We start from the raw sequence: 18,821 nt of genomic DNA on the forward strand, positions 1-18,821 counted from the left end.
CGTATGCGTACCTCGGGTCTGTGGAAGGGGTCTCGGGGGCCGATCACGCGGTGGGCCAGGTCATGAAGCCGGCCGTGCGCAGACCGCTCAGCTCGCCCCACATGGAGTCGCGGGGCGGCCGCGGCCCTCGGGTCAGGCGCAGCACCGTCCGTACGAGCCTGGCCGGCGGGACCGCGGCCACCTCGGCGAACCGGCCCCTGGCCAGCCACGCCGCCTCACGCGGCCGCAGCGCGGCGGGCCAGTCTCGGCCCGCCGCCGGGTCGAGGGCGGGACCGCGGCCCGTGGGCAGCCGCAGGGTGGAGACGTGTCGCGGTACGAGACCCAGGGAGCCGACCCGCACCCCGGCTACGGGGCCGAGCGCGGCTCGTACCCGCGCCGGGAGCGTCACGCCCTCGGGGCTCGCGTCGTGCAGGACGTGCACCGTGGCGCCCTCCGCCCGCTCCAGGGCCGCGACGAGGCGCGGATCCACCGGCAGCGCGTCGGCCGCCGAGAGGATCGGGCAGGCCGCCTCCAGGTGGACGTGGTTGGCGAGCAGCATCGCGGCGATCGAACGGTCCTGGCACAGCAGCAGGCGCGGGAGGCCGTAGTCGTACAGGTCGGGCTCGGACTGCCGGGCACCGGAACCCTCCGCCGGAGGGACCGCGGCCGGCAGCAGGCCCGGTACGTTGTCCCGCCCGTGTGCGTCGAGGGCGCGGGTGTACGAGGGCAGGCGCAGCGTCGGCGCCGGGGTGCCCGGGACGCGGCGCAGGAGTCGCGAGGCCGGGCTGAGGACCCGGCAGGTCTCGTAATAGAGCTGACGTTCCGTGAACCGGAGCCCGCCGGGATCCGCCGTGCGGGCCGCGGCGCGCCCGATCGCCAGGTCCAGGAGCCGGTCCCCGAAACCGGGCGTTCCGGGGCGGGCGGCGGAGCCGGAGTGGGGCAGGTCCGTACCCGCGCCCGCATCCGTACCAGGGGTCGTGCTGGTGCTCATGCGGGGGACGTGCCTTTCATCGTGGGGGCGTCCGGCCAGGTCAGGAAACCGTGCTCCGGTGCGGGGCCGGGCGGGGCCGAGGCGGCCGCCACGGCCCGTTCCACCGCCTCCTCGACGACGGTGAGGAGCAGCGCCGGGGGCACGGCCGCGATCGGGCTCCAGAACCCCGCGGCCAGCCAGGCGGCGTCCTCCTCGGACAGGCCCGCGACCGCCCGCAGCGCGTCCGCGTCCACGGCCGGAGCCGGTGAGAAGCGGTGGACGGCACCGCGCCGATTCCGGACCGCGGCCACCGGCAGCCCGGCGTCCACCACGGCCCTGTCCGGATGGGCGATGCGCAGGAGCGGCGCCAGCAGCACCCCCAAAGCACTCGCGTCGTGGAGCACCACGACCGGGAGCTCGCCCGCGGTTTCGACGAGGCCTTCGCGGGCGGAGTCCGGCTCCGCCTCCAGCAGCACCGCCTCCAGCCGCGCGGGCACGCCGTTCACTTCCAGGAAGACCGCGACGGAGTGGTCGGCGCACAGGATCACGGCCCTGGGCCGGCGCGGCCGCTGGGTGGCGCGTCCGGGGGTGCGCCCCGCGTCGTCCACGACACCCGGCGGCAGCCCTCCGTACGTCCTGCACCAGTTGCCGGTCATCAGCGGTCGGAAGCGCTCCTCGGTAGGGCTGATGGACGACCCCGCGGGCCGGGCCCGCTCATAGGGGACCAGCTTGGGCACCACGAGGACCAGGAGGGCGCCGGCCCCGGCCCAGAAGGCCCCGGCACCCCCGGTGCGGGCCGCGTAGGCGACCAGCCCGGCGCATACCGTCAGGGCCACCAGCCGGCTGATGCCGCGCCGGATCCCCCGCGCCTCCTGCGCGGGCCATGACGAGCTCTGCGTACGGGACCGGTACCAGAGCTGGGTGACCGTCACTTTGAGCCGGCCGTGATCGGTGAGGGACTCCGCGCAGCGACGGATCCGCAGGTCGTGCATGCCGGTGCCGTGCATCTGGGGGTCCAGGGCGAACCTGCGGTGGCAGTGTGAGCACACCTGGCCGGTGCGCTCCGTGCGCTTGAGGCTGGCCGAGCAGTTCGGGCAGATCACCTCGACGCGTCCTCCGGATCCGTGCCGTCCGGGGCAGCCCCGGGCCAGGTCATGAAGCCGACTTCGGTGGCGTGGCGCCGCTCGGCGTCACCGGCGCGGGCGGCCTGTCCGGCGAGCCGGTCGACCACGGCGAGCAGCTTGACCGGGGGAACGCCGACGAGCGGGAACCGCCAGCCCCGCGCCAGCCACTTCAGCTCCTCTTGGGTGAACTCGCCGAGGGCGGTGAGCCGTTGCATCTCCTCCGGCGAGGGCTTGTGCAGGGGATCGCGGTACGCCACCGCCTTCGGCAGGGCCCGGACCTGGCGCAGCGACAGACCCGCGTCGACCACCGGGCGGCCGGGGAGGTTCGCGCGGAGGTGCCGCAGCAGCAGCTCACCGCGCGCGTCGGCGTCGTGGAGTACCAGGACCGGGCCGCGTGGCGGTAGCGCGGAGAGCAGGGACGCCCCGACGTGCTCGGGGCCCTCCACCATGGCGATGCCGTGGCGTTCGGGCAGCCCGTCGGCGGTGAGGAAGGCGGCGATGGAGGGGTCGGGGCAGACGAGTACGGCGTTCGGCGGCGGCGCGTCGGCCGCCCTTTGGGGCCAGGGGTGGCCGACGTCGTCGACCACGCCGGGCGGCAGGTTCTTGTACACCCTCAGCCACGGGAGGAGCGCGGCGTCGCGGAAGGCCGAGCGGGGCATGGGCGCGAGGCCCTTGTTGAATCCCATCGACTGGGCGATCAGGATGCCGACCCCAAGGGCCAGCAGGGCTCCGCAGACGTACCGCATGAACGGCAGCTCGCCGAAGGCGGCCAGGAGACCGGTGATCAGGGCACCGACGAGGGCGGCGCCCGCGCAGCCGGGATCGGACTCGCGGTCCCTGATCCGCTTGCGCGACAGCGCGTACCACAGCTGGTCCGGGGTGACATGGATCCGTCCGCCGTCCGACAGCCCTGTGGCGATCCGTCGCACCCGGAGGTCGTTCAGCTTCAGCTGGTTGGTCTTCGGGTCCAGCGCGTAAGCGCGCCTGCAGTGGCTGCAGACGTTGCCGGTGCGTTCCTTGCGGAGCAGGTTGCGTTCACAGTGCGGGCAGATCACCTGGGCACCTCCAGCGCGGCGGCCACGCGGCGCAGGCGGGCGGCAAGCCGCTCGCGCACGGTGGTTCCCGCGATGCCGTGGACCCGCTGGGCACGCTCGATGTCGCGCAGCGCGGCGGCGAGGCCCCGGTAGTCGGTGGTCGCGGTCGTCGCGGTGACGGCCGTCGGGGCGGCGAGCCCGGACGGGCCGGGCAGCCCGGCGCCGACGGCGGCCCGGCGCTCGGCTTCCGCGGCGGTGATCGCGTAGTCCTCGTGGTCGATCCCGTACCCCGTGTTGGCGGCGAGGATGGTCAGCGGGGCGTCACCGCGGTTCGCGAAGGAATGCGGCATCATCTCGGGGATGCGGATCAGCATGCCCGGTGCGAGTGGTACCTGGGCGACGCGACCGCGGTCCGCGTCGTAGAGTCCGCACGCGGCGTGACCCAGGCTGAGTACGAAGTGCTCACCGCCGTGCGAGTGCGGCGTGAATGCGCTGCGCGGTCCCACGACCCCCAGTTTCACCGTGGCGTTGGAGGGCCGATCCGGCGAGGTGGCAGCGTCGCCCACGAGGTAGCGCGCGAACTGCCCGTCGTCGATGAACCGCAGGAACTCCCGCTCGGGCCCGAGCTCCCGGGACCCCTCACGGTCGGCGAGCACGATGCGGCCGTCCGGCCCGAGGTGGTACAGCTCCACCCCGCCCGGCAGGTCGTGCCCGTCCATTTCGCGCGGCCCGCGCATGCGGTCGTACGGTCGTGCTGTCATCGCGCCTCCCCCTGACGCCCGCGGTACGCTCCACGCGCCCCGCACGCGCATGCTACGGCCCGAATGATGAACAGCGGGAGAACTGGTCACATCCGGACCTCCCGCCGCGGACGGATCGTGCCGAGAGCCGTGCGCCGGCGGGTGAGCCGAGCGGCCTGTGCGGGGCGTCGTCACCAGGAGCGCTCACCGCGACCCTCCCACGACAGAACACCGGAACCCATACCTCGGGAACAATCGCCGCCGATGCAATTTTTTGATCTTTCCCGGGCAACCGGTCGGCTCCCGTGGCGGTCGTACAGGGGTCGGGCGCAATTCGAACGCCTGACCCACAAGACCGAGGGGCTCTCTGAAGATGTTGAACCGCACGCGCACCACGGCCACGCAGCGGACCGCCGCGGCGCTGGCTGCCGGCGCACTGGTGCTGGGCGCCGCGGCCGTTGCCCAGGCAGCGCCGTCGCCCGGCCCGGTGATCCCGGACACAGCTCCCGGAAGGCAGGGCCAAGACGCGGTGAAGGGCAGCCCGGACCCGTTCCACGGCCTCGCCACCTCCGAGGAACTCCTCGACACCACCGTCGAGAACGGCCAGGAGCAGAGCCTCCGCCTCGGCTTCACGGTCATCGGCGACAAGCCCGTACAGGGGGCGGAGCTGGGTATCCACCTGCCGCCGGGCCTGGAACTGAATCCTCAGGAGCGCCCGTCGAACTGCGAGCACTTCAAGGTCGATCCGGTGCGGGAGTACCGCGACGAGTACCTGTTCTGCAGCTTCACCGGCACCTTCGAGCCCGGCCGGTACTACCGGATCGACACGGGGCTGAACATCACCGCGACCCCCGAACTGTGGCGGGACCTCTTCTACGTCACTTGGACCCCGGGCGGCAGGCCGGTCTACAAGCCGGAGCACGGAGGGTCCAGGGGCACCGCCGCACCGATCAAGATCGTGCCGTCGGAGCCGTTCAAGTCGTGGCACTTCTGGGGCCGTGAGGTGACGGTCGGAAACCCGGCGAACCAGCCCGACTTCACGGTGCACGGCGCCACCGGCAGTGGCCCGGCCGGCGGTCAGGTGCTGCTCGATCCGGGCTGGCAGATCAAGGGCACCGGTTCGGTCGCCACCATGGCTCTCGAAGGCAAGGTGGCGGAGACCGAGTTCGTACTGCCGCCCGGCATCAGCTTCGTCAGCGGCCGCCCGGGTCCGGAGGGGCGCCGGGTGTTCGGCGGGACCGGTGGCTCGGTGAAGGGGGTCTTCAAGATCGAGCCGTGGGTCAAGCCGGGCACCTACCTGGGCGAGTACCGGTACAAGGCCGAACGCGGTCCCGGCGAGCTCAGGATCGCCGATATCGACCGGGACCTCGGCAACAACGCGGCCAAGCTCACCATCAAGGTCACACCGGCAGCCAAACCGCAGCCGAGCCCGTCGACGTCCACCTCGGCCTCCCCGAGCCCGTCGGCCTCGGCCACGGCATCGCCCACGGCCTCGGCGAGCACCACCCCCGACCCCGGAACCACCACGCCCGGCAACACCCCGGGCCCGCAGGGCGGTACGGGCGGCAACCTGGCCAACACCGGATCCGGCGCGTTGACCGCGGGCGGGCTCGCTGCCGGGGCCGTGACGCTCGGAGCAGCGCTGTACGCCGTGGCCCGGCGCCGTCGTCACGCGTAGGCGTCGCCACGCCGTGAGCGACGTCGGCAGGTGACAGTCGTGGGCCGGTCCGCCCGTACCGGTACCGGCCCACTCCACTCCGCCTCCTCGGTCCGGGCGCCGCACAGGGTAGTGTCCGCGTGTTTGAACAAGCCCAGGTCAGAGGCATAGCCGGGGGAGGACATCATGAGCGGTGCGGGACTGGTCGACAGCGGGCGGAAGCTGAGCGACAAGGAGGGCGCAACCCTTTCGGGGCGGTGGTGGCGATGGGCCATGTCCGTGCCCGAGGACCGCTCCCCGGTCGGTGACACGACCGGCGAACACGCCGGCTGGAACCAACCGGACGACCTCTGGTTCCTCGCCGGCACCTACGGTGGCCGCGTCGTGCGGCGCTGCGCGGTTCCGTCGGACCGCGCCCTCTTCTTCCCCGTGCTCAACATGCAGCACAACCGGTCCTACTCGAAGACCCCGCAGACCATGGGAGTGCTGAAGGCGGTGGCCGCCCTCAACGGCGTTCCGCTCCCCCTGCAGGAGTTCTCGGGGCAGTTCCGCACCAGGTGGCTGACCCGCCGGTTCACCTGGGGCCTCTGGTCCGGCGTCGCACCACTGGCGCCCGGCCACTACGTGCTGGAGATCAAGGCGACGGCCGACAACGGCTTCTGCGTCGACACGACGTACCACCTGGAGTCGACCGCCGCGACGCCCGTTCCTTGAGCAGGGCGCCGGCCGGCTGCATGCGCTGTTCTCAGGGTGCTTCCCGGCCGGGGTTGTTGCCCAACAACCCCGGCCGGGAAGCCGCGGGGGAGACTGTGCTGACGGGCGATCCTGTGAGCAGTTGGGTCGGGTCATCGCCCGAGTTGCTGGACCAGTGGCCCGTCGGCGAACCGCCCGACTTCGTGGCACGCCTGGCGGTTCCGCTGCCGTCATCGTGATCTGCCGGCTGCTCGGAGTGCCGGAGGCCGACCGGCCCGCGGACCAGCGCCGACCCGAGGTACGAGCCGGGCGCCGGCCCCGCCCTCAGGCGCCGCCGGTCAGCTGTAGCACTGCGATCCCCGCCAGGACGGCGGCGCTCGCGGTGATGCGCCGGTGGCCGAGGCGTTCACGGAAGACGACCGCACCGATCAGTGCTCCGAAGACGATGCTGGTCTCCCGCAGGGCGGCGATGGTGGAGAGGTCGCCACGCGCCTGCGCCCATACGACGAGCCCGTACGCCAGCAGCGAGATCAGTCCGCCGGCCAGGCCGCGGCCGCACAGCGGGCGCAGCGCGGTGAGCAGGGAGGGCCCCCGGCGGGCCCAGGCGATGAGCGGGAGGACGAGTCCCTGGCAGAGGTAGAGCCAGGCGATGTAGCCGAAGACGCTGCCGGAGACGCGGACGCCGCTGCCGTCGACGAGGGTGTACGAGGCGATCATCACGCCGGTGCCGAGAGCGGCGGCCAGCGCGGGCAGTTGGGCCCGGCCCGGGATTCCGTCGGCGAGGGCGAGACCGGCCAGTCCGCAGGAGATCACCGCGATGCCGAGGGCCTGCCCGGCGGGCAGGGAGTGGCCGAGGAGCGTGGCGGAGACCAGGGCCACCACGAGGGGCGAGGTGCCCCGGGCCGTCGGGTACATCTGGCCGAAGTCGCCAAGCTGGTAGGCGCGCAGGAGCAAGAGTTGGTACGCCACCTGGAGCGCGGCGGAGGTTGCGATGTACGGCCATGCCGCCGGGTCGGGCAGCGGGGCCAGGCAGACGAGAACGGCCCCGCAGCCGGCGGAGGCCAGGCTGATGAGCGTGAAGCCGGCGAGCTTGTCGCGCAGGCCGTGGGTGAGGCCGTTCCAGACGGCGTGCAGCATCGCCGAGGCGAGCACGACGAGGGGCACGGCGGCCGATCCCGATACGGACGGCATGATTCCGGGCACGTTCGCTCCCACGGCAGACCGGCTCTGGAATGGAATTCCTTGCTAGGATAGCCGCATGGAAATTGATTCCACGACGCGCAGGGCGGCCCCGGCCGGCGTCGGAGGGCTCGCCGCCCACATCCGCGCCCATCTGTCCGACCTGCGTGACACCGAGGCGCGGGTGGCCCAGGTCGTCGTGGAGAAGGGCGCCGAGCTGGTCCACCTCAGCGTCAGCGACGTAGCGGCGCTGGCCGGCACCGCGCCGTCCTCGGTCGTGAGGGCCTGCCAGCGGCTGGGGTTCCGCGGGTACCAGGAGCTGAAGCTCGCCGCCGCCCGGCAGGCGCCTGCCCGGGAGCCCTCCCGGGACCGCGACCCCGCCGCCCGCGCCCTGGCCGACACGCTCCATGCCGCCCGGGAGGCCCTGGACGGGGTGGCGGCGACGGTGACCCCGGAGCGACTGAGTGCGGCGGCCGCACTGCTCGACGCGGCCCCCCGGGTGCTGGTGGTGGGCGCGGGACTGTCCGGCGCGGTCGCACTCGACACCGCCTACCGGCTGCGCGCGCTCGGCTTCGCCGTCGACGCGCCGGCCGACCAGCTGACCGCGCAACTGGCCGCCTCGCAACTGGCGCCCTCCGATGCCTGCCTGGCCATCAGCCATACGGGCGCCACCCGCAGCACGGTGGACGCCGCCCGCGGCGCGCGTCAGGCCGGGGCCCGCGTCGTCGCCCTCACGAGCTACGCCCGCTCGCCGCTCAGCGAGTCCAGCGACTGCACACTCGTGGCCGGCGGCCAGGACCTGGTCTTCGGACTCGAAACCGTCGCCAGCCGACTCGCCCACCTCGCCGTGATCGACGCCCTCACCCTCACCCTGCTGCACCTGCGCGGCGCGCCGGCCGAAGCGGCGCTGCGCCTTTCGGCGGACGTAACGGTCGACCACTCGTACTGACGCCCGACCGGAGCCAGGTCGTGGCGGCGGCGAAGAGAGTGCACCGAGGTGCCCGGCCGACTTCCTCTTCCGCAGGCCGTTCATCACCTGCGACAGCCCGACAGGCCACCTCGACGGTCTCGACGGTCACATGGGCATCGTCACCGGAGTAGAGCTGATCAGCGAGCTGTACGGCGAAACCGAAGCCACCCTGGTCTACGACATCCACACTTTCCGTTCCTTCCCCGCCGTGATCATCGCGTAGTTTCAGGACATAGCAGTAAATTTCTTGCTGTGGTTTCGGGATGTCACTGGCAGACGGGGCAAAGGGTGAGGACGGACGACCGCGTCCCGGTGACGACCGGGATCGTGCGACTGTGTGCGTCGCCGGGACTCGCCGGGCCCGGTCGGCTCGGGCTGGTGACCAACCACACGGGCGTTCTGCCGGACCTGCGCCCGGCAGCACCGGCGCTGATGGAAGCCGGCGCGCGCCTTGTCGCCCTGTTCGGCCCCGAGCATGGTCTTCACGGTGCCGGTCAGGCCGGCGAGAGCGCGGCCGCTCACGCGGACCCCATCACCGGCCTGCCGGTTCACGACACGTACCGGTGCAGCGGCGAGCTCCTCGACGAACTGCTGCTCGACAGTGGTATCGATGCCTTGGTGTACGACCTGCAGGACATCGGGGCCAGGTTCTACACCTACGTGTGGACCATGTTCGACCTGATGGTCTCCGCAGCCCGTACGGGCGTACGGTTCGTGGTCACCGACCGGCCCAATCCCCTCGGTGGACTCGTGAGCGAGGGCCCGCTGCTCGACCCGGCATGGGCGAGCTTCGTCGGGCGGGCCGCGGTACCCGTCCGGCACGGGCTCACCTGCGGCGAGCTCGCCCGGTATCTGAACACGTCATCGGTGCCCCAAGCGGCGGGCACTGCCGTTGACTTGACCGTCATCGACGTCGCCGGCTGGCGGCGCGCCATGAGCGCGGAGGCGACCGCCCTGCCGTGGGTCGCGCCCTCGCCGAACATCCCGACGCCCGCTACGGCCACCGTCTACCCCGGCACGTGCCTGTTCGAGGGTACGAACCTCTCGGAGGGCCGGGGGACCACACAGCCCTTCGAGATCGTCGGGGCCCCGTACCTCGACGCGCGGTTCGCGCCCTCGCTCGCCGAACTCGGCCTGCCGGGTGTGCACTTCCGTGATCTGCGGTTCGTGCCGACGTTCCACAAACACGCCGGACGGCTGCTGCGCGGGGTCCAGCTCCATGTCACCGACCGCGAGGCATTCGCTCCCGTACGCACCGCCGTGGCCATGATCGGTATGCTGCGGCGGCTGTACCCGGACCACTTCGCTTGGCACACCGCTGACAGCGGCATGGAAGGCAGCGACCAGCGTCCCTTCATCGACCTGCTATGGGGGTCCGACCGGCTGCGGCGTGCCGTCGACGCGGGCGACGATCCCCTGCAACTCTGCGATCCGCCGGCGCCGCCCGGCCGATGGGCTGGTGACGACGTGCTGCTCTACCCCTGAGACCAGACCCGCTGCCGCACCGCGACCTGCTGCTGTTCCTGTTCCCCCGACGGAAGCGGATGCCGGCACAGAACCGACAGCCACCACGGACGCCCCCCACACACACGCCACCGGACCGGAGCATCCCCGGGGGGCGACGCCCGAGGCCGTCCCCGACCTGCATAGGGAAGGACAACCCCGCCGATGACCAATCGCACAGCGACATCCCGGGCCGACATCCGTGGCTTTCGCGCGGGCGACGGACCGCACGTGGTGGAGGTGTGGCGGCGCAGTGCGCCGGCCGACCCCATCACTGCCGACCGCTTCCGTTCCCTGCTGCTGCTCGACACCAACTTCGATCCGGAGGGACTCAGGATCGCCGTCGAGGGCGACCGTGTCGTCGGAGCGGCCTACGCAGTACGGCGTCTGACGCCGATGACCGGCACAGACCTCGAGCCGGAGCAGGGCTGGATCCCGTTCTTCTTCGTCGACCCGGCCGCCCGCGGGCGCGGCCTCGGCCGCCGGCTGCTGGCCGAGGCCCTCGACTGGCTGCACGGACACGGCCGCACCCGGGTGGACTTCTCCTCGTACACCCCGAACTACGTCCTCCCGGGCCTGGACGCCGAGACATACCCGGAAGCGGCCCGGCTCCTGGAGTCCCTGGGCTTTCGCCCCCTGTACGAAGCGGCGGCGATGGACCGTGGCCTGGTGGGCTATCGCTGCCCGGAGGACGTCACGCGCCGCGTGGAGGAACTGACCGCGCAGGGCTACCGGTTCGGCACGCCGTCCGACGACGACCTGGTGGACCTCTTCGCGCTCGCCGGGAGCCACTTCGGTCCGGACTGGGCGTGCACGATCCGGGCGTCTGTGGCAGCCGGCACGCCGCTCGACCGGATCGTCGTCGTCCGGGACCCTTCGGACCGCATGGTCGGCTGGGCGATGCACGGCGCGTTCGACGCGGTGGACGAGCGGTTCGGCCCGATCGGAGTGCTGGAGGAGATGCGCGGCACCGGGCTCGGCGAGGTCCTCCTGCACCTGGTCCTGCAGAGGATGCGGGCGCGCCGCGCGCACTCCGCATGGTTCCTGTGGACCGGCGCGCAGTCTCCGGCAGGCCACTTGTACCGCAAGACCGGTTTCACCACGACCCGCGTGTTCCGCGTGATGCGCCGGGACGTCATCGGATGATGCGGGCATCCCGAGCCGACGGCCTGAGCCGCCGTCACTTCGCGCTTGCGCTCCCCTCGGCGCTGCTCGCCGCCGGATGCTCCGCGCCGCACCGGGGGACCGGACGGCCCGGGGATCCGATCGTCCTCACCCTGCTCTCCCACTACGCGAGCGGGGTGCTCAAGGAGGCCCTGCACGGCCCGGTCGACGAATGGAACGCCACCCACGACCGGGTCAAGGTGCAGACCCTGGCGGTCGAGTTCGCGGACCTGCTGACCACGTTCATGGTCCGGCAGGCGGCGGGCCAGGGCACCGACATCCTCCACCCCTACTGCTTGTGGAACGGCCAGCTGGTCCAGGCCGGCGTCCTGCGGCCCGCCCCGTCCGAGCACGCCGAGGAGATCACACGCGGCTACAGCGAAGCCGCGGTCGACGCCGCCTCGGTGGGCGGCCGGGTCTACGGCTACCCCACCGAGGTGCAGACGTACGCCCTGTACTACAACAAGCGGCTGCTGCGCGAAGCCGGCATCGCCGGCCCGCCGCGCACCTGGCGGGAGCTGGAGGAGACCGCCTACCGCACCGCCAGGCGCGACCGGTACGGCAACCCACTGGTCCAGGGCTTCGGGCTGTCGACCGCTGACGACTCCACCACCGTCGGCCAGACACTCGCCCTGCTCAACGCCGCCGGCGGCAGGTTCGTCTCCAAGGACGGCAGGAGCACCGCCATCGACTCGCAAGCCGGACGGACCGTGTTCGATCTGGAGCACCGTCTGGTCACCGGCGGTGCGAGTGCCCCCGGTGTCAACGTCTACAGGGCGTTCCGGTCCGGGCAGGTGGCCATGGTGATCAGCGCCGGCTGGTGGACCGGGACCCTGAAGGCCCTCATGGGCAAGGACTACCGCGACGTCGGCGTCGCACCGCTGCCCCTCCCCGAGAGGAACGGCAGGCGTGCCACGCTCTCCACCGGCTTCATGCTGGGGGTCAACGCGGCCAGCAGGCACCCGCACGCGGCCTGGGAGTTCCTGCGCTGGCTCAACGCCGAGAAAGTGAACGTGAAGAGCGCGCGGGCAGCTGGGAAAGCGACCCGGATGAGCTCCCTGCAAGTATCCGCCGGCTCCCTCACGGGTCGCGCCGACGACATGCGGACGCTCCTGGGCGCGCACAGCGATGCGAACCTGCACCCCTTCCTGGACGCGCTGGCGTACTCGGTGCCGGAGCCGAACGTGCCCGGCGCGCAACAGGCCAAGTCGCTGTTGCGCAAGAACATCGAGGCGCTGTGGACCGGTCAGCAGTCGGTCGACCAGGCACTGCGCACCACCCGCCGCCAGGTCGACCGAGAGGTGTCGCGCTCATGGTGAGCACGCTGACGCCGGCGACGGCCGAGCGGCCGGCGCCCGGCACGCACTCCGCCGGGCCCGCTGCCGACGGCCGCGCCCGGGCCCGGGCCCGGCGCCGCCAGGCCATCGCCGCCTACCTCTTCCTGGCGCCGACGTTGCTGTTCTTCGCCGTCTTCCTGATCCTGCCGCTCGGCCTCGCGGTGCTGCTGTCGATGTCCCACTGGGCAGGCTTCGATCTCGGCGGCATCCAGCCGGTCGGCATGGACAACTTCACCGGCCTCTTCGCGGACGGCTCGACGTTCCTGGCGCCGATCCTCACCAACACGCTGCTGTTCGCCGCGGGCACCGTGGTCCTCGCGCTCGCCGCCTCCGTGGTCGTCGCCACCTGCATCGACAACCTGCGGTTCCAGGGTCTGTGGCGCACCTTCTACTTCCTGCCGGTCGTGACGACCGTCGTCGCCGTCGGCAACCTGTGGAAGTACATGTACGAGCCGGGCGGCCTCGTCAACGGCGTACTCAACGCCCTCGGGCTCGGCTCGGTGGCCTTCCTCCAGGACCCTGACACCGCGCTGCCCTCGGTCGTCGTCGTTCAGGCATGGGCGTCGGTCGGCTCGGCGATCCTCGTCCTGACTGCGGGGCTGAAGTCCATCCCCGGCTCGTACTACGAGGCCGCAGCGCTCGACGGCGCCGGGCCGGTCACGGTCTTCCGGAAGATCACACTGCCGCTTCTGAGGCCGTCCCTGCTGCTGGTGTGCATCACCCAGCTCATCAGCGGTCTGCAGTCCTTCGCGCTGATCACCGTGATGACCGGGGGAGGGCCGGGGGACGCGACCGACGTGGCTGCCCTGGAGATGTACCGGCAGGCATTCTCCTACGGCCGGTGGGGCCCTGCGAGTGCCGCCGCCTTCGTACTGTTCGTGGTGGTCCTCGTGGTCACCCTGGTGCAGTTGTGGATCTTCCGGCGCACAGGGGAGGACGCATGATCCGCCGCCGGTTCCCGTGGTTCTCGTATCTGGTGGTCGTGACCGGCGCCGTGCTCACGGTGGTGCCGTTCCTCGACATGGTGATGACGTCGTTCAAGGGGGCCGGCGAGGCCGGAACGCTGCCGTACCGGTTCATGCCCGAGGCGTTCGACCTGTCGAACTACCGGGCGGCGGTCGACCAGCTCAATCTGCCGCTGCTCTTCCGCAACAGCGTCATCGCAACCGCCGTGATCACCGGTTCGGTGCTGTTCACGTCATCACTCGCCGGCTACGCGCTCGCCAAACTACGCTTCCCCGGCCGGAACCTGATCTTCCGGCTCGTGCTGTCGACGATGATGTTCCCTCCGTTCCTCTTCTTCATCCCGCACTTCCTGATCCTGGTGCACTGGCCGCTGGCGGGCGGCAACGACCTGTTCGGACGCGGGGGTGCGGGCCTGACCCTGAGCATCGCGGCGCTCGCCATGCCGTTCCTCGTCAACGGCTTCGGAATCTTCCTGATGCGCCAGTTCATGGTCTCGATCCCGGACGAGGTCCTTGAGGCCGCGCGCATCGACGGTGCCGGAGAGTTCGCCGTGTGGTGGCGGATCATCCTGCCGCAGACCAGGCCGGTCGTGCTGACGCTCGGTCTGCTGACCTTCGTCCACGCGTGGAACGAGTACATCTGGGCGCTGCTCATCTCGACCGCCAACCCGGACGTGATGACCCTGCCCGTCGGCATCCAGCTCCTGCAGGACCACGTGGACCCGACCCGCACGATGCCGATCGTCATGGCCGGTCTCGTCCTGAGCACCACGCCGATCCTGATCGTCTTCCTGCTGCTGCAGAAGTACTACATCCGCGGCGCCATGCTCAGCGGCCTCAAGTGAGAAGCCCCGGCACGCGCCCGGTGCCGTCACTGCCGCACCGTCAGCTCGTCTCCCGCAAGGGTGCCCCGAACATCTTGGGCCTGGGCAAGCTCTGCTCCGTCATGGAACAGACCTTTCGCCCTGCTCCGTCAGTTCAAACGAACCCTGAGCACGGTCCCAAGCTCGCCGCCCTTCCGTGCGAGGTGGTCTGGCAACGACGTGGACCACGACGCGAACGAGTGCGTCGTTCCGGTGATCGGTCTCCCTCAGCTGGCCGTGGGTGTCTGGCCAGAGCCGTCTGATGTCGATGAGCAGGACGAACGCGACGGACCGCACTGGAAGTCCCGTGCCCTGGTCGAATGGGCGGCAGGGCGACCGTTCGTCTGGGTCGATGACGAGCTTACGGACACGGATCGGGCGTGGGTCATCGCCCACCATCCGGGGACACGCTCTGCTCCACCGAGTGGAGGCCCGCCCGGGCCTGACTGACGGTGACTACGCAGCTCTCGACGTGCGACGGCCCGCGTGCGGGCCGTCACCGCGGCGACCGCCCTCACCCCGCCCGCCATCACCGTGCACGCGCACGCCGCGGAGCACGGGCTGGAAGCAGCCGGATTCACCGACACCACCAGCAGCCGGCCGTGGCCGGTGAGTGCTGCGGCGTCACCGCCTGCTGCATGCCGGACGAGCAGCCGACCGACCCATCGACGACGGTCGCCGAAGCGAGAGCCGCCGGCGGTTGCGGCTGTGCGGCCCGCCTTCTGATCAGCGGGGCGGCGAGGCGAGTCTGGGGTCCTGCTCGATCAGCTCGCGGTCGCTGCGGAACGCCGCTCTGCCCGCAACGCCGGCGACGGCCTCCTTCAGGCTGAGCTCGCTCGCGCCGATGTCGCTGAGCTTGCAGAAGTTGATGTAGCCCAGCCTGCGGAAGTCGCTCCCGCCCTTGCGGTACAGCCAGTCGGGCAGGAGCTGCGGCCTCGTCAGGGTGTCCAGGTACTCGAGAACGTGGGGGCGCAGGCGGACCAGCACGATGTGTGTCTGTTCCGTGTACCGGGGGTCGTGGCCCAGGATCCCGACGTACTCGATGTCCTGCCACGGGACGTGGTGAGTCTGCGCCCCGTCCCGCATCGTCAGTCCCGAGCCGTTGACGGTCAGCGCGAAGTCGTACCGTCGCGTCCGCCCGATCAGGATGAGCGCCGGCAGGAGATGGACGGCAAGAAGGTCGGCGTTGACGAGCCAGGTGACGGGGGCCGACAAGACCGCCAGCCAGAGCAGGCCCAGTCCCGCGCGCTGCACCGGGCTTCGGCGCGGATGGGCGAGTATGTACTCGTCGCCGGCCGTCGGCGCCGGAACCGCCGGCGGGCCGTCGACCATGGCTGGTCCGGTGACGAGGCCGAGGTCGCCGGCGGCGTTGACGGAGCGGCGTTGCGGCCGGGGCAGGCCCAGCCCTGCCAGTTCGCGGTCCACGTACCGGTAGATTCCGTCGAGCGTGAGCGGTTTCTCCTGTGCGAGCGCGTCGAGCAGGGCCGCGGTGAAGGCGGTGTGGCGGGCGCCGGGCGGTGCGTGCGACGGGGCGGTCGAGGTGGTGGAGGTCAGTGTGTAGGTGCCGGTCAGGTCGAGCTGGCCGGCGACGGCGGCGGTATGCGGTCCGGCCATGGCGGCCACCGCGCGTCCCGAGAAACAGCAGTCCAGCAGCAGGACGCGTGCACGGGCGCGGGCCCGGGCCAGGTCCCGTTGGACGAGTTCCAGCGGTACCGAGGTGAAACCCGGCCGGTCCGGATCGGTTCCGGTCAGCGCCAGGTGCAGCCGGCCGTCCTCATCGAGGAGACCGTGGCCCGCGTAGTAGACCAGCAGCATGTCGCCCGCCTCACGGGCCGCCCGCTCCAGTGCCGCACCGACGGCGCGCTGCTCGCCGGGATCGGACAGGACGCGGCAATGCCCGGGTGCGAGCAGCCCGTGGCGCGGGTGGGTGAGGGCACGGTGCAGAGCGTCCAGGTCGTTCCGCACGGCAGGGATCGCCGGGAGGCCGCCGTCGGCGAACCGGCTCGCCCCGATGAGCACCGCCCGGCTGGACGGACCGTGCGGATACCGTGGCGCGGTCACTCCTCACCGGACGCGGGAGGCTCGACGAGGGCGCCGATCTCCCGGACGACCGCCTCAACGTCACGGGCACGGCGCACGTCAACGCTCAACCGTCGGCCGCCCGAGGTCGTGATGGTCACCTTCACGTCTGCCCGACGTTGTGTCAGCCAGGTGGTCAGCGATCTGGCGAGCACCGCCCCGGCGCTTCCGGAACCCAGGGCGACGACGAGGATGTCGGCCAGCGCTCCCATGTGCCCGGGCTCGGGGGACGGCCGCAGCAGGGACACCTTGCCCCGCAGGGAGTCCTCGGCCGCGAGCCAGTCACGGAGCGGGAGCAGGTGGGTGTCGGAGTCCGTGACGGTCAGCCGCAGCTCGCCCGAGGCGACGACGGTTAACGCCGCGTCTTCGCTGAATTCAGCCATGCGCCCCATCGTGCCAGGGCCCGCCCGTTCATGTCATGGCCGCGGCGTCAGACTCGGATCCGAGGAGCGGGCGCCCGCGGCCGGAGCACAGCTCCAGCTGATCCCCTTGGAAGCGTGCGCGAAGTCGCGTTCGCGCTGCACCACGACCACCGCTCCCGGCTACTCAACCCCGCCTGGCAGCACGGCCCGCTCTCCGGACCCGTGGGCGGCATGGTCGACGCGACGCTGCGCGCCCTGACCGCCCCGCCCGGCCCCGGTTCTCGATATCCCCCGGTGTCGGAGCCTTGCTTCACAGCGCCGCAGACGGGGACGCCGGACGGGGGCGAGGACATGGGCGGCCGCGAACGCAAACCCGGACGCGCAGCCGCTGCTTCCGGGGTGTCAGGGTGCGAAGCGGCGGGCTCTGGTTGGCGACCAGACGGCCGCGGTGCGGCCGTTGCTGGTCGCCAAGAGGTCGATGCCGCTCTTGGTGACGGGAGAGCCCGCGCCGTCGGTGTACGTGGCGATCCAGCGGGCGGCTACTGGTGGGGGACCTGGGCCAATCGCACCCCAGCCCCCACAGGGATCCGAACCGGGAACCGTGGCGAGCGGGGCCGCATGGCCGCTGTCCCACCGGCCCTGGTGTTTGAGGTCACAGCACTAGTAGTGCTTGGTCAGGTTCAGTCTTTGGTGGCGTGTCCGGATGATTGGCTGCCCCGTTGACCGGTTGTGATGCCTGAGGAGTTGGCTGCGGTCCGGTGTGATCTGGAGGATTTCGCGGCGGAGGTGTTCGAGCCGTTCGCGCGTGCGGATCAGCGTCGGTGGGGGTCGGTCTACCTGCGCGGGCTGCTGACGGACGGCGGGCGCAAGTCGGTGGAGCCGATGGCCGCCCGGCTGGGTGAGGACGGGAACCGGCAGGCCCTGGCCCACTTCATCACCTCCAGTCCGTGGGACCCGGCCCACGTGCGGGCCCGACTCGCGTGGAGGATGCAGTCGGCGATCAAGCCGACCACGCTGGTCATCGATGACACCGGGTTCCTCAAGGACGGCGATGCCTCGGCCTGTGTGACGCGGCAGTACACCGGCACCGCGGGCAAGGTCACCAACTGCCAGGCAGGGGTCTCGCTGCACCTGGCAGGTGACCATGCCTCGGCGGCGGTCGACTGGCGGCTGTTCCTCCCCGAGACATGGGACCCTGTATCGCCGAAGGCCGATCCCGCGAAGGTGGCCCGCCGGGCGAAGTGCGGCATCCCCGAGGGACTCGGGCATGTCGAGAAGTGGCAGCTGGCCCTGGACATGGTCGACGAGACACGGTCGTGGGGCCTGGAGATCCCCCTCGCCGTCGCTGATGGGGGATACGGGGACACCGCTGCCTTCCGCCTCGGCCTTCAGGAACGCGGCCTGCACTACGTGGTGGGCATCTCCACCACCGTGACCGCCCAGCCCGGCGACGCGGTGCCCTCAACTCCGCCCTACAGCGGCACCGGACGCAGGCCGGTGGCGAGGTATCCCGAGCCGGCCCGGAGCGTGAAAAGCCTGGTCATCGAGGCCGGGAAGCGGGCGGCCAGGCCGGTGCAATGGCGCGAGGGCTCCCGTCCCGGAACGGGCCGCAGCGGCTTCAAGCGGATGTACTCACGATTCGTTGTCCTGCGGGTCCGGCCCGCCGGCCGCGAGGTCCGCAAGGCCGTCGACGGGCCGGAACTGCCGGCGTGCTGGCTGCTGGCCGAATGGCCTGCCGGCCAGGCCGAGCCGGTCCAGTTCTGGTTCTCGAACCTGCCCGCGGACACCCTGCTGACCACACTCGTGCGGCTGGCGAAGCTCCGCTGGCGCATCGAGCACGACTACCGCGAGATGAAGCAGGCCCTGGGCCTGGCCCACTTCGAGGGCCGCACCTGGAACGGCTGGCACCACCACGTCACCCTCGTCTCCGCCGCCCACGCCTTCTGCACCCTCCAGCGACTGGCCAGAGCCCCAAAAGAAACGGCGCCGGCCTGACCCTCTACCGGATCGTCCGCGAGTTACAGACCCTCCTGGCAGTCTGGACCGGCGCCTGCCCCACCTGTCACCGCGACATACCAGCAGCAACACAAACCTGACCAAGCACTACTAGGTGTGCATCTGCCGGAGCTTGGTTACATCCGTGTCTGGGTCTTCTGCTTGAGGCGTTCGTAGGGTGTCTGGCCGCCGAGAGCGCCGTGTGGG

16 protein-coding genes and 1 pseudogene are annotated in these 18,821 nt (G+C 71.5%); 10 read left to right on the forward strand and 7 right to left on the reverse strand.

The window, feature by feature from the left end; all coding sequences use genetic code 11:
- Nucleotides 1–43: 43 nt before the first annotated feature.
- From AC067U_RS36010 to AC067U_RS36025, 4 genes are read right to left on the reverse strand one after another with little or no spacing between them, the layout of a single operon-like run.
- Nucleotides 44–970 carry a hypothetical protein gene (locus AC067U_RS36010; RefSeq protein ID WP_478834068.1) on the reverse strand — a complete coding sequence of 309 codons (927 nt, stop codon included), beginning with the start codon at nucleotides 968–970 and terminating at the stop codon, nucleotides 44–46.
- Complete coding sequence (locus AC067U_RS36015; protein ID WP_478834069.1) at nucleotides 967–2,052, reverse strand: hypothetical protein; 1,086 nt, start codon at nucleotides 2,050–2,052, stop codon at nucleotides 967–969. Before AC067U_RS36015 ends, AC067U_RS36010 begins: the two co-directional genes overlap by 4 nt.
- Entirely contained in the window at nucleotides 2,049–3,128 is a 1,080-nt protein-coding gene (locus tag AC067U_RS36020; protein WP_478834070.1) for a hypothetical protein, read from the reverse strand. Before AC067U_RS36020 ends, AC067U_RS36015 begins: the two co-directional genes overlap by 4 nt.
- A complete protein-coding gene (locus tag AC067U_RS36025; RefSeq protein WP_478834071.1) occupies nucleotides 3,125–3,868 on the reverse strand; it encodes a cupin domain-containing protein in 744 nt (247 codons plus the stop codon). The genes AC067U_RS36020 and AC067U_RS36025 overlap by 4 nt, the downstream gene beginning before the upstream one ends.
- A 352-nt stretch (nucleotides 3,869–4,220) precedes the next feature.
- On the opposite strand from AC067U_RS36025, the gene AC067U_RS36030 reads away from it, so the two are divergent.
- Together AC067U_RS36030 and AC067U_RS36035 are read left to right on the forward strand one after the other, a co-directional pair.
- The gene (locus AC067U_RS36030) at nucleotides 4,221–5,525 is read left to right on the forward strand and encodes a hypothetical protein (RefSeq protein ID WP_478834072.1); all 1,305 of its coding nucleotides are present in this window, start codon (nucleotides 4,221–4,223) and stop codon (nucleotides 5,523–5,525) included.
- Nucleotides 5,526–5,690: 165 nt separating this feature from the next.
- Nucleotides 5,691–6,218 (forward strand): hypothetical protein, encoded by a 528-nt coding sequence (locus AC067U_RS36035; protein WP_478834073.1) that lies wholly within the window; start codon nucleotides 5,691–5,693, stop codon nucleotides 6,216–6,218.
- A gap of 303 nt (nucleotides 6,219–6,521) precedes the next feature.
- Here AC067U_RS36035 and AC067U_RS36040 read toward each other — a convergent pair whose 3' ends face one another.
- Nucleotides 6,522–7,388: an EamA family transporter gene (locus tag AC067U_RS36040; RefSeq protein ID WP_478834088.1), complete on the reverse strand. Its 867-nt coding sequence runs from the start codon at nucleotides 7,386–7,388 to the stop codon at nucleotides 6,522–6,524.
- 67 nt (nucleotides 7,389–7,455) lie between these two features.
- Between AC067U_RS36040 and AC067U_RS36045 the strand changes: the two genes are divergently transcribed.
- From AC067U_RS36045 to AC067U_RS36075, 7 genes and pseudogenes are all read left to right on the forward strand, one after another.
- Entirely contained in the window at nucleotides 7,456–8,325 is an 870-nt protein-coding gene (locus AC067U_RS36045; protein ID WP_478834074.1) for a MurR/RpiR family transcriptional regulator, read from the forward strand.
- A gap of 399 nt (nucleotides 8,326–8,724) precedes the next feature.
- The gene (locus AC067U_RS36050; RefSeq protein ID WP_478834075.1) at nucleotides 8,725–9,831 is read left to right on the forward strand and encodes an exo-beta-N-acetylmuramidase NamZ family protein; all 1,107 of its coding nucleotides are present in this window, start codon (nucleotides 8,725–8,727) and stop codon (nucleotides 9,829–9,831) included.
- A gap of 183 nt (nucleotides 9,832–10,014) precedes the next feature.
- Nucleotides 10,015–10,995 (forward strand): GNAT family N-acetyltransferase, encoded by a 981-nt coding sequence (locus tag AC067U_RS36055; RefSeq protein ID WP_478834076.1) that lies wholly within the window; start codon nucleotides 10,015–10,017, stop codon nucleotides 10,993–10,995.
- The gene (locus AC067U_RS36060; protein ID WP_478834077.1) at nucleotides 10,995–12,332 is read left to right on the forward strand and encodes an ABC transporter substrate-binding protein; all 1,338 of its coding nucleotides are present in this window, start codon (nucleotides 10,995–10,997) and stop codon (nucleotides 12,330–12,332) included. Before AC067U_RS36055 ends, AC067U_RS36060 begins: the two co-directional genes overlap by 1 nt.
- The gene (locus AC067U_RS36065; protein WP_478834078.1) at nucleotides 12,326–13,294 is read left to right on the forward strand and encodes a carbohydrate ABC transporter permease; all 969 of its coding nucleotides are present in this window, start codon (nucleotides 12,326–12,328) and stop codon (nucleotides 13,292–13,294) included. The genes AC067U_RS36060 and AC067U_RS36065 overlap by 7 nt, the downstream gene beginning before the upstream one ends.
- Complete coding sequence (locus AC067U_RS36070) at nucleotides 13,291–14,160, forward strand: carbohydrate ABC transporter permease (RefSeq protein WP_478834079.1); 870 nt, start codon at nucleotides 13,291–13,293, stop codon at nucleotides 14,158–14,160. Before AC067U_RS36065 ends, AC067U_RS36070 begins: the two co-directional genes overlap by 4 nt.
- An 80-nt stretch (nucleotides 14,161–14,240) precedes the next feature.
- Nucleotides 14,241–14,650, forward strand: a pseudogene (locus AC067U_RS36075) (hypothetical protein); the annotation flags it as partial.
- 254 nt (nucleotides 14,651–14,904) lie between these two features.
- Here AC067U_RS36075 and AC067U_RS36080 read toward each other — a convergent pair.
- Together AC067U_RS36080 and AC067U_RS36085 are read right to left on the reverse strand one after the other, a co-directional pair.
- Nucleotides 14,905–16,239 (reverse strand): caspase, EACC1-associated type, encoded by a 1,335-nt coding sequence (locus tag AC067U_RS36080; protein WP_478834080.1) that lies wholly within the window; start codon nucleotides 16,237–16,239, stop codon nucleotides 14,905–14,907.
- Nucleotides 16,236–16,640: an effector-associated constant component EACC1 gene (locus AC067U_RS36085; RefSeq protein WP_478834081.1), complete on the reverse strand. Its 405-nt coding sequence runs from the start codon at nucleotides 16,638–16,640 to the stop codon at nucleotides 16,236–16,238. The genes AC067U_RS36080 and AC067U_RS36085 overlap by 4 nt, the downstream gene beginning before the upstream one ends.
- A gap of 708 nt (nucleotides 16,641–17,348) precedes the next feature.
- On the opposite strand from AC067U_RS36085, the gene AC067U_RS36090 reads away from it, so the two are divergent.
- A complete protein-coding gene (locus tag AC067U_RS36090) occupies nucleotides 17,349–18,614 on the forward strand; it encodes an IS701 family transposase (protein WP_478834082.1) in 1,266 nt (421 codons plus the stop codon).
- Nucleotides 18,615–18,821 lie beyond the last annotated feature (207 nt).

Source organism: Streptomyces sp. NPDC043853 (assembly GCF_056436025.1).

Bases quoted from the DNA above. Each gene is read 5' to 3' on its own strand.
- AC067U_RS36010 (WP_478834068.1), bottom strand. From the start codon at position 970: ATGAGCACCAGCACGACCCCTGGTACGGATGCGGGCGCGGGTACGGAC.
- AC067U_RS36025 (WP_478834071.1), bottom strand. From the start codon at position 3,868: ATGACAGCACGACCGTACGACCGCATGCGCGGGCCGCGCGAAATGGAC.
- AC067U_RS36030 (WP_478834072.1), top strand. From the start codon at position 4,221: ATGTTGAACCGCACGCGCACCACGGCCACGCAGCGGACCGCCGCGGCG.
- AC067U_RS36035 (WP_478834073.1), top strand. From the start codon at position 5,691: ATGAGCGGTGCGGGACTGGTCGACAGCGGGCGGAAGCTGAGCGACAAG.
- AC067U_RS36040 (WP_478834088.1), bottom strand. From the start codon at position 7,388: ATGCCGTCCGTATCGGGATCGGCCGCCGTGCCCCTCGTCGTGCTCGCC.
- AC067U_RS36045 (WP_478834074.1), top strand. From the start codon at position 7,456: ATGGAAATTGATTCCACGACGCGCAGGGCGGCCCCGGCCGGCGTCGGA.
- AC067U_RS36055 (WP_478834076.1), top strand. From the start codon at position 10,015: ATGACCAATCGCACAGCGACATCCCGGGCCGACATCCGTGGCTTTCGC.
- AC067U_RS36060 (WP_478834077.1), top strand. From the start codon at position 10,995: ATGCGGGCATCCCGAGCCGACGGCCTGAGCCGCCGTCACTTCGCGCTT.
- AC067U_RS36065 (WP_478834078.1), top strand. From the start codon at position 12,326: ATGGTGAGCACGCTGACGCCGGCGACGGCCGAGCGGCCGGCGCCCGGC.
- AC067U_RS36070 (WP_478834079.1), top strand. From the start codon at position 13,291: ATGATCCGCCGCCGGTTCCCGTGGTTCTCGTATCTGGTGGTCGTGACC.
- AC067U_RS36085 (WP_478834081.1), bottom strand. From the start codon at position 16,640: ATGGCTGAATTCAGCGAAGACGCGGCGTTAACCGTCGTCGCCTCGGGC.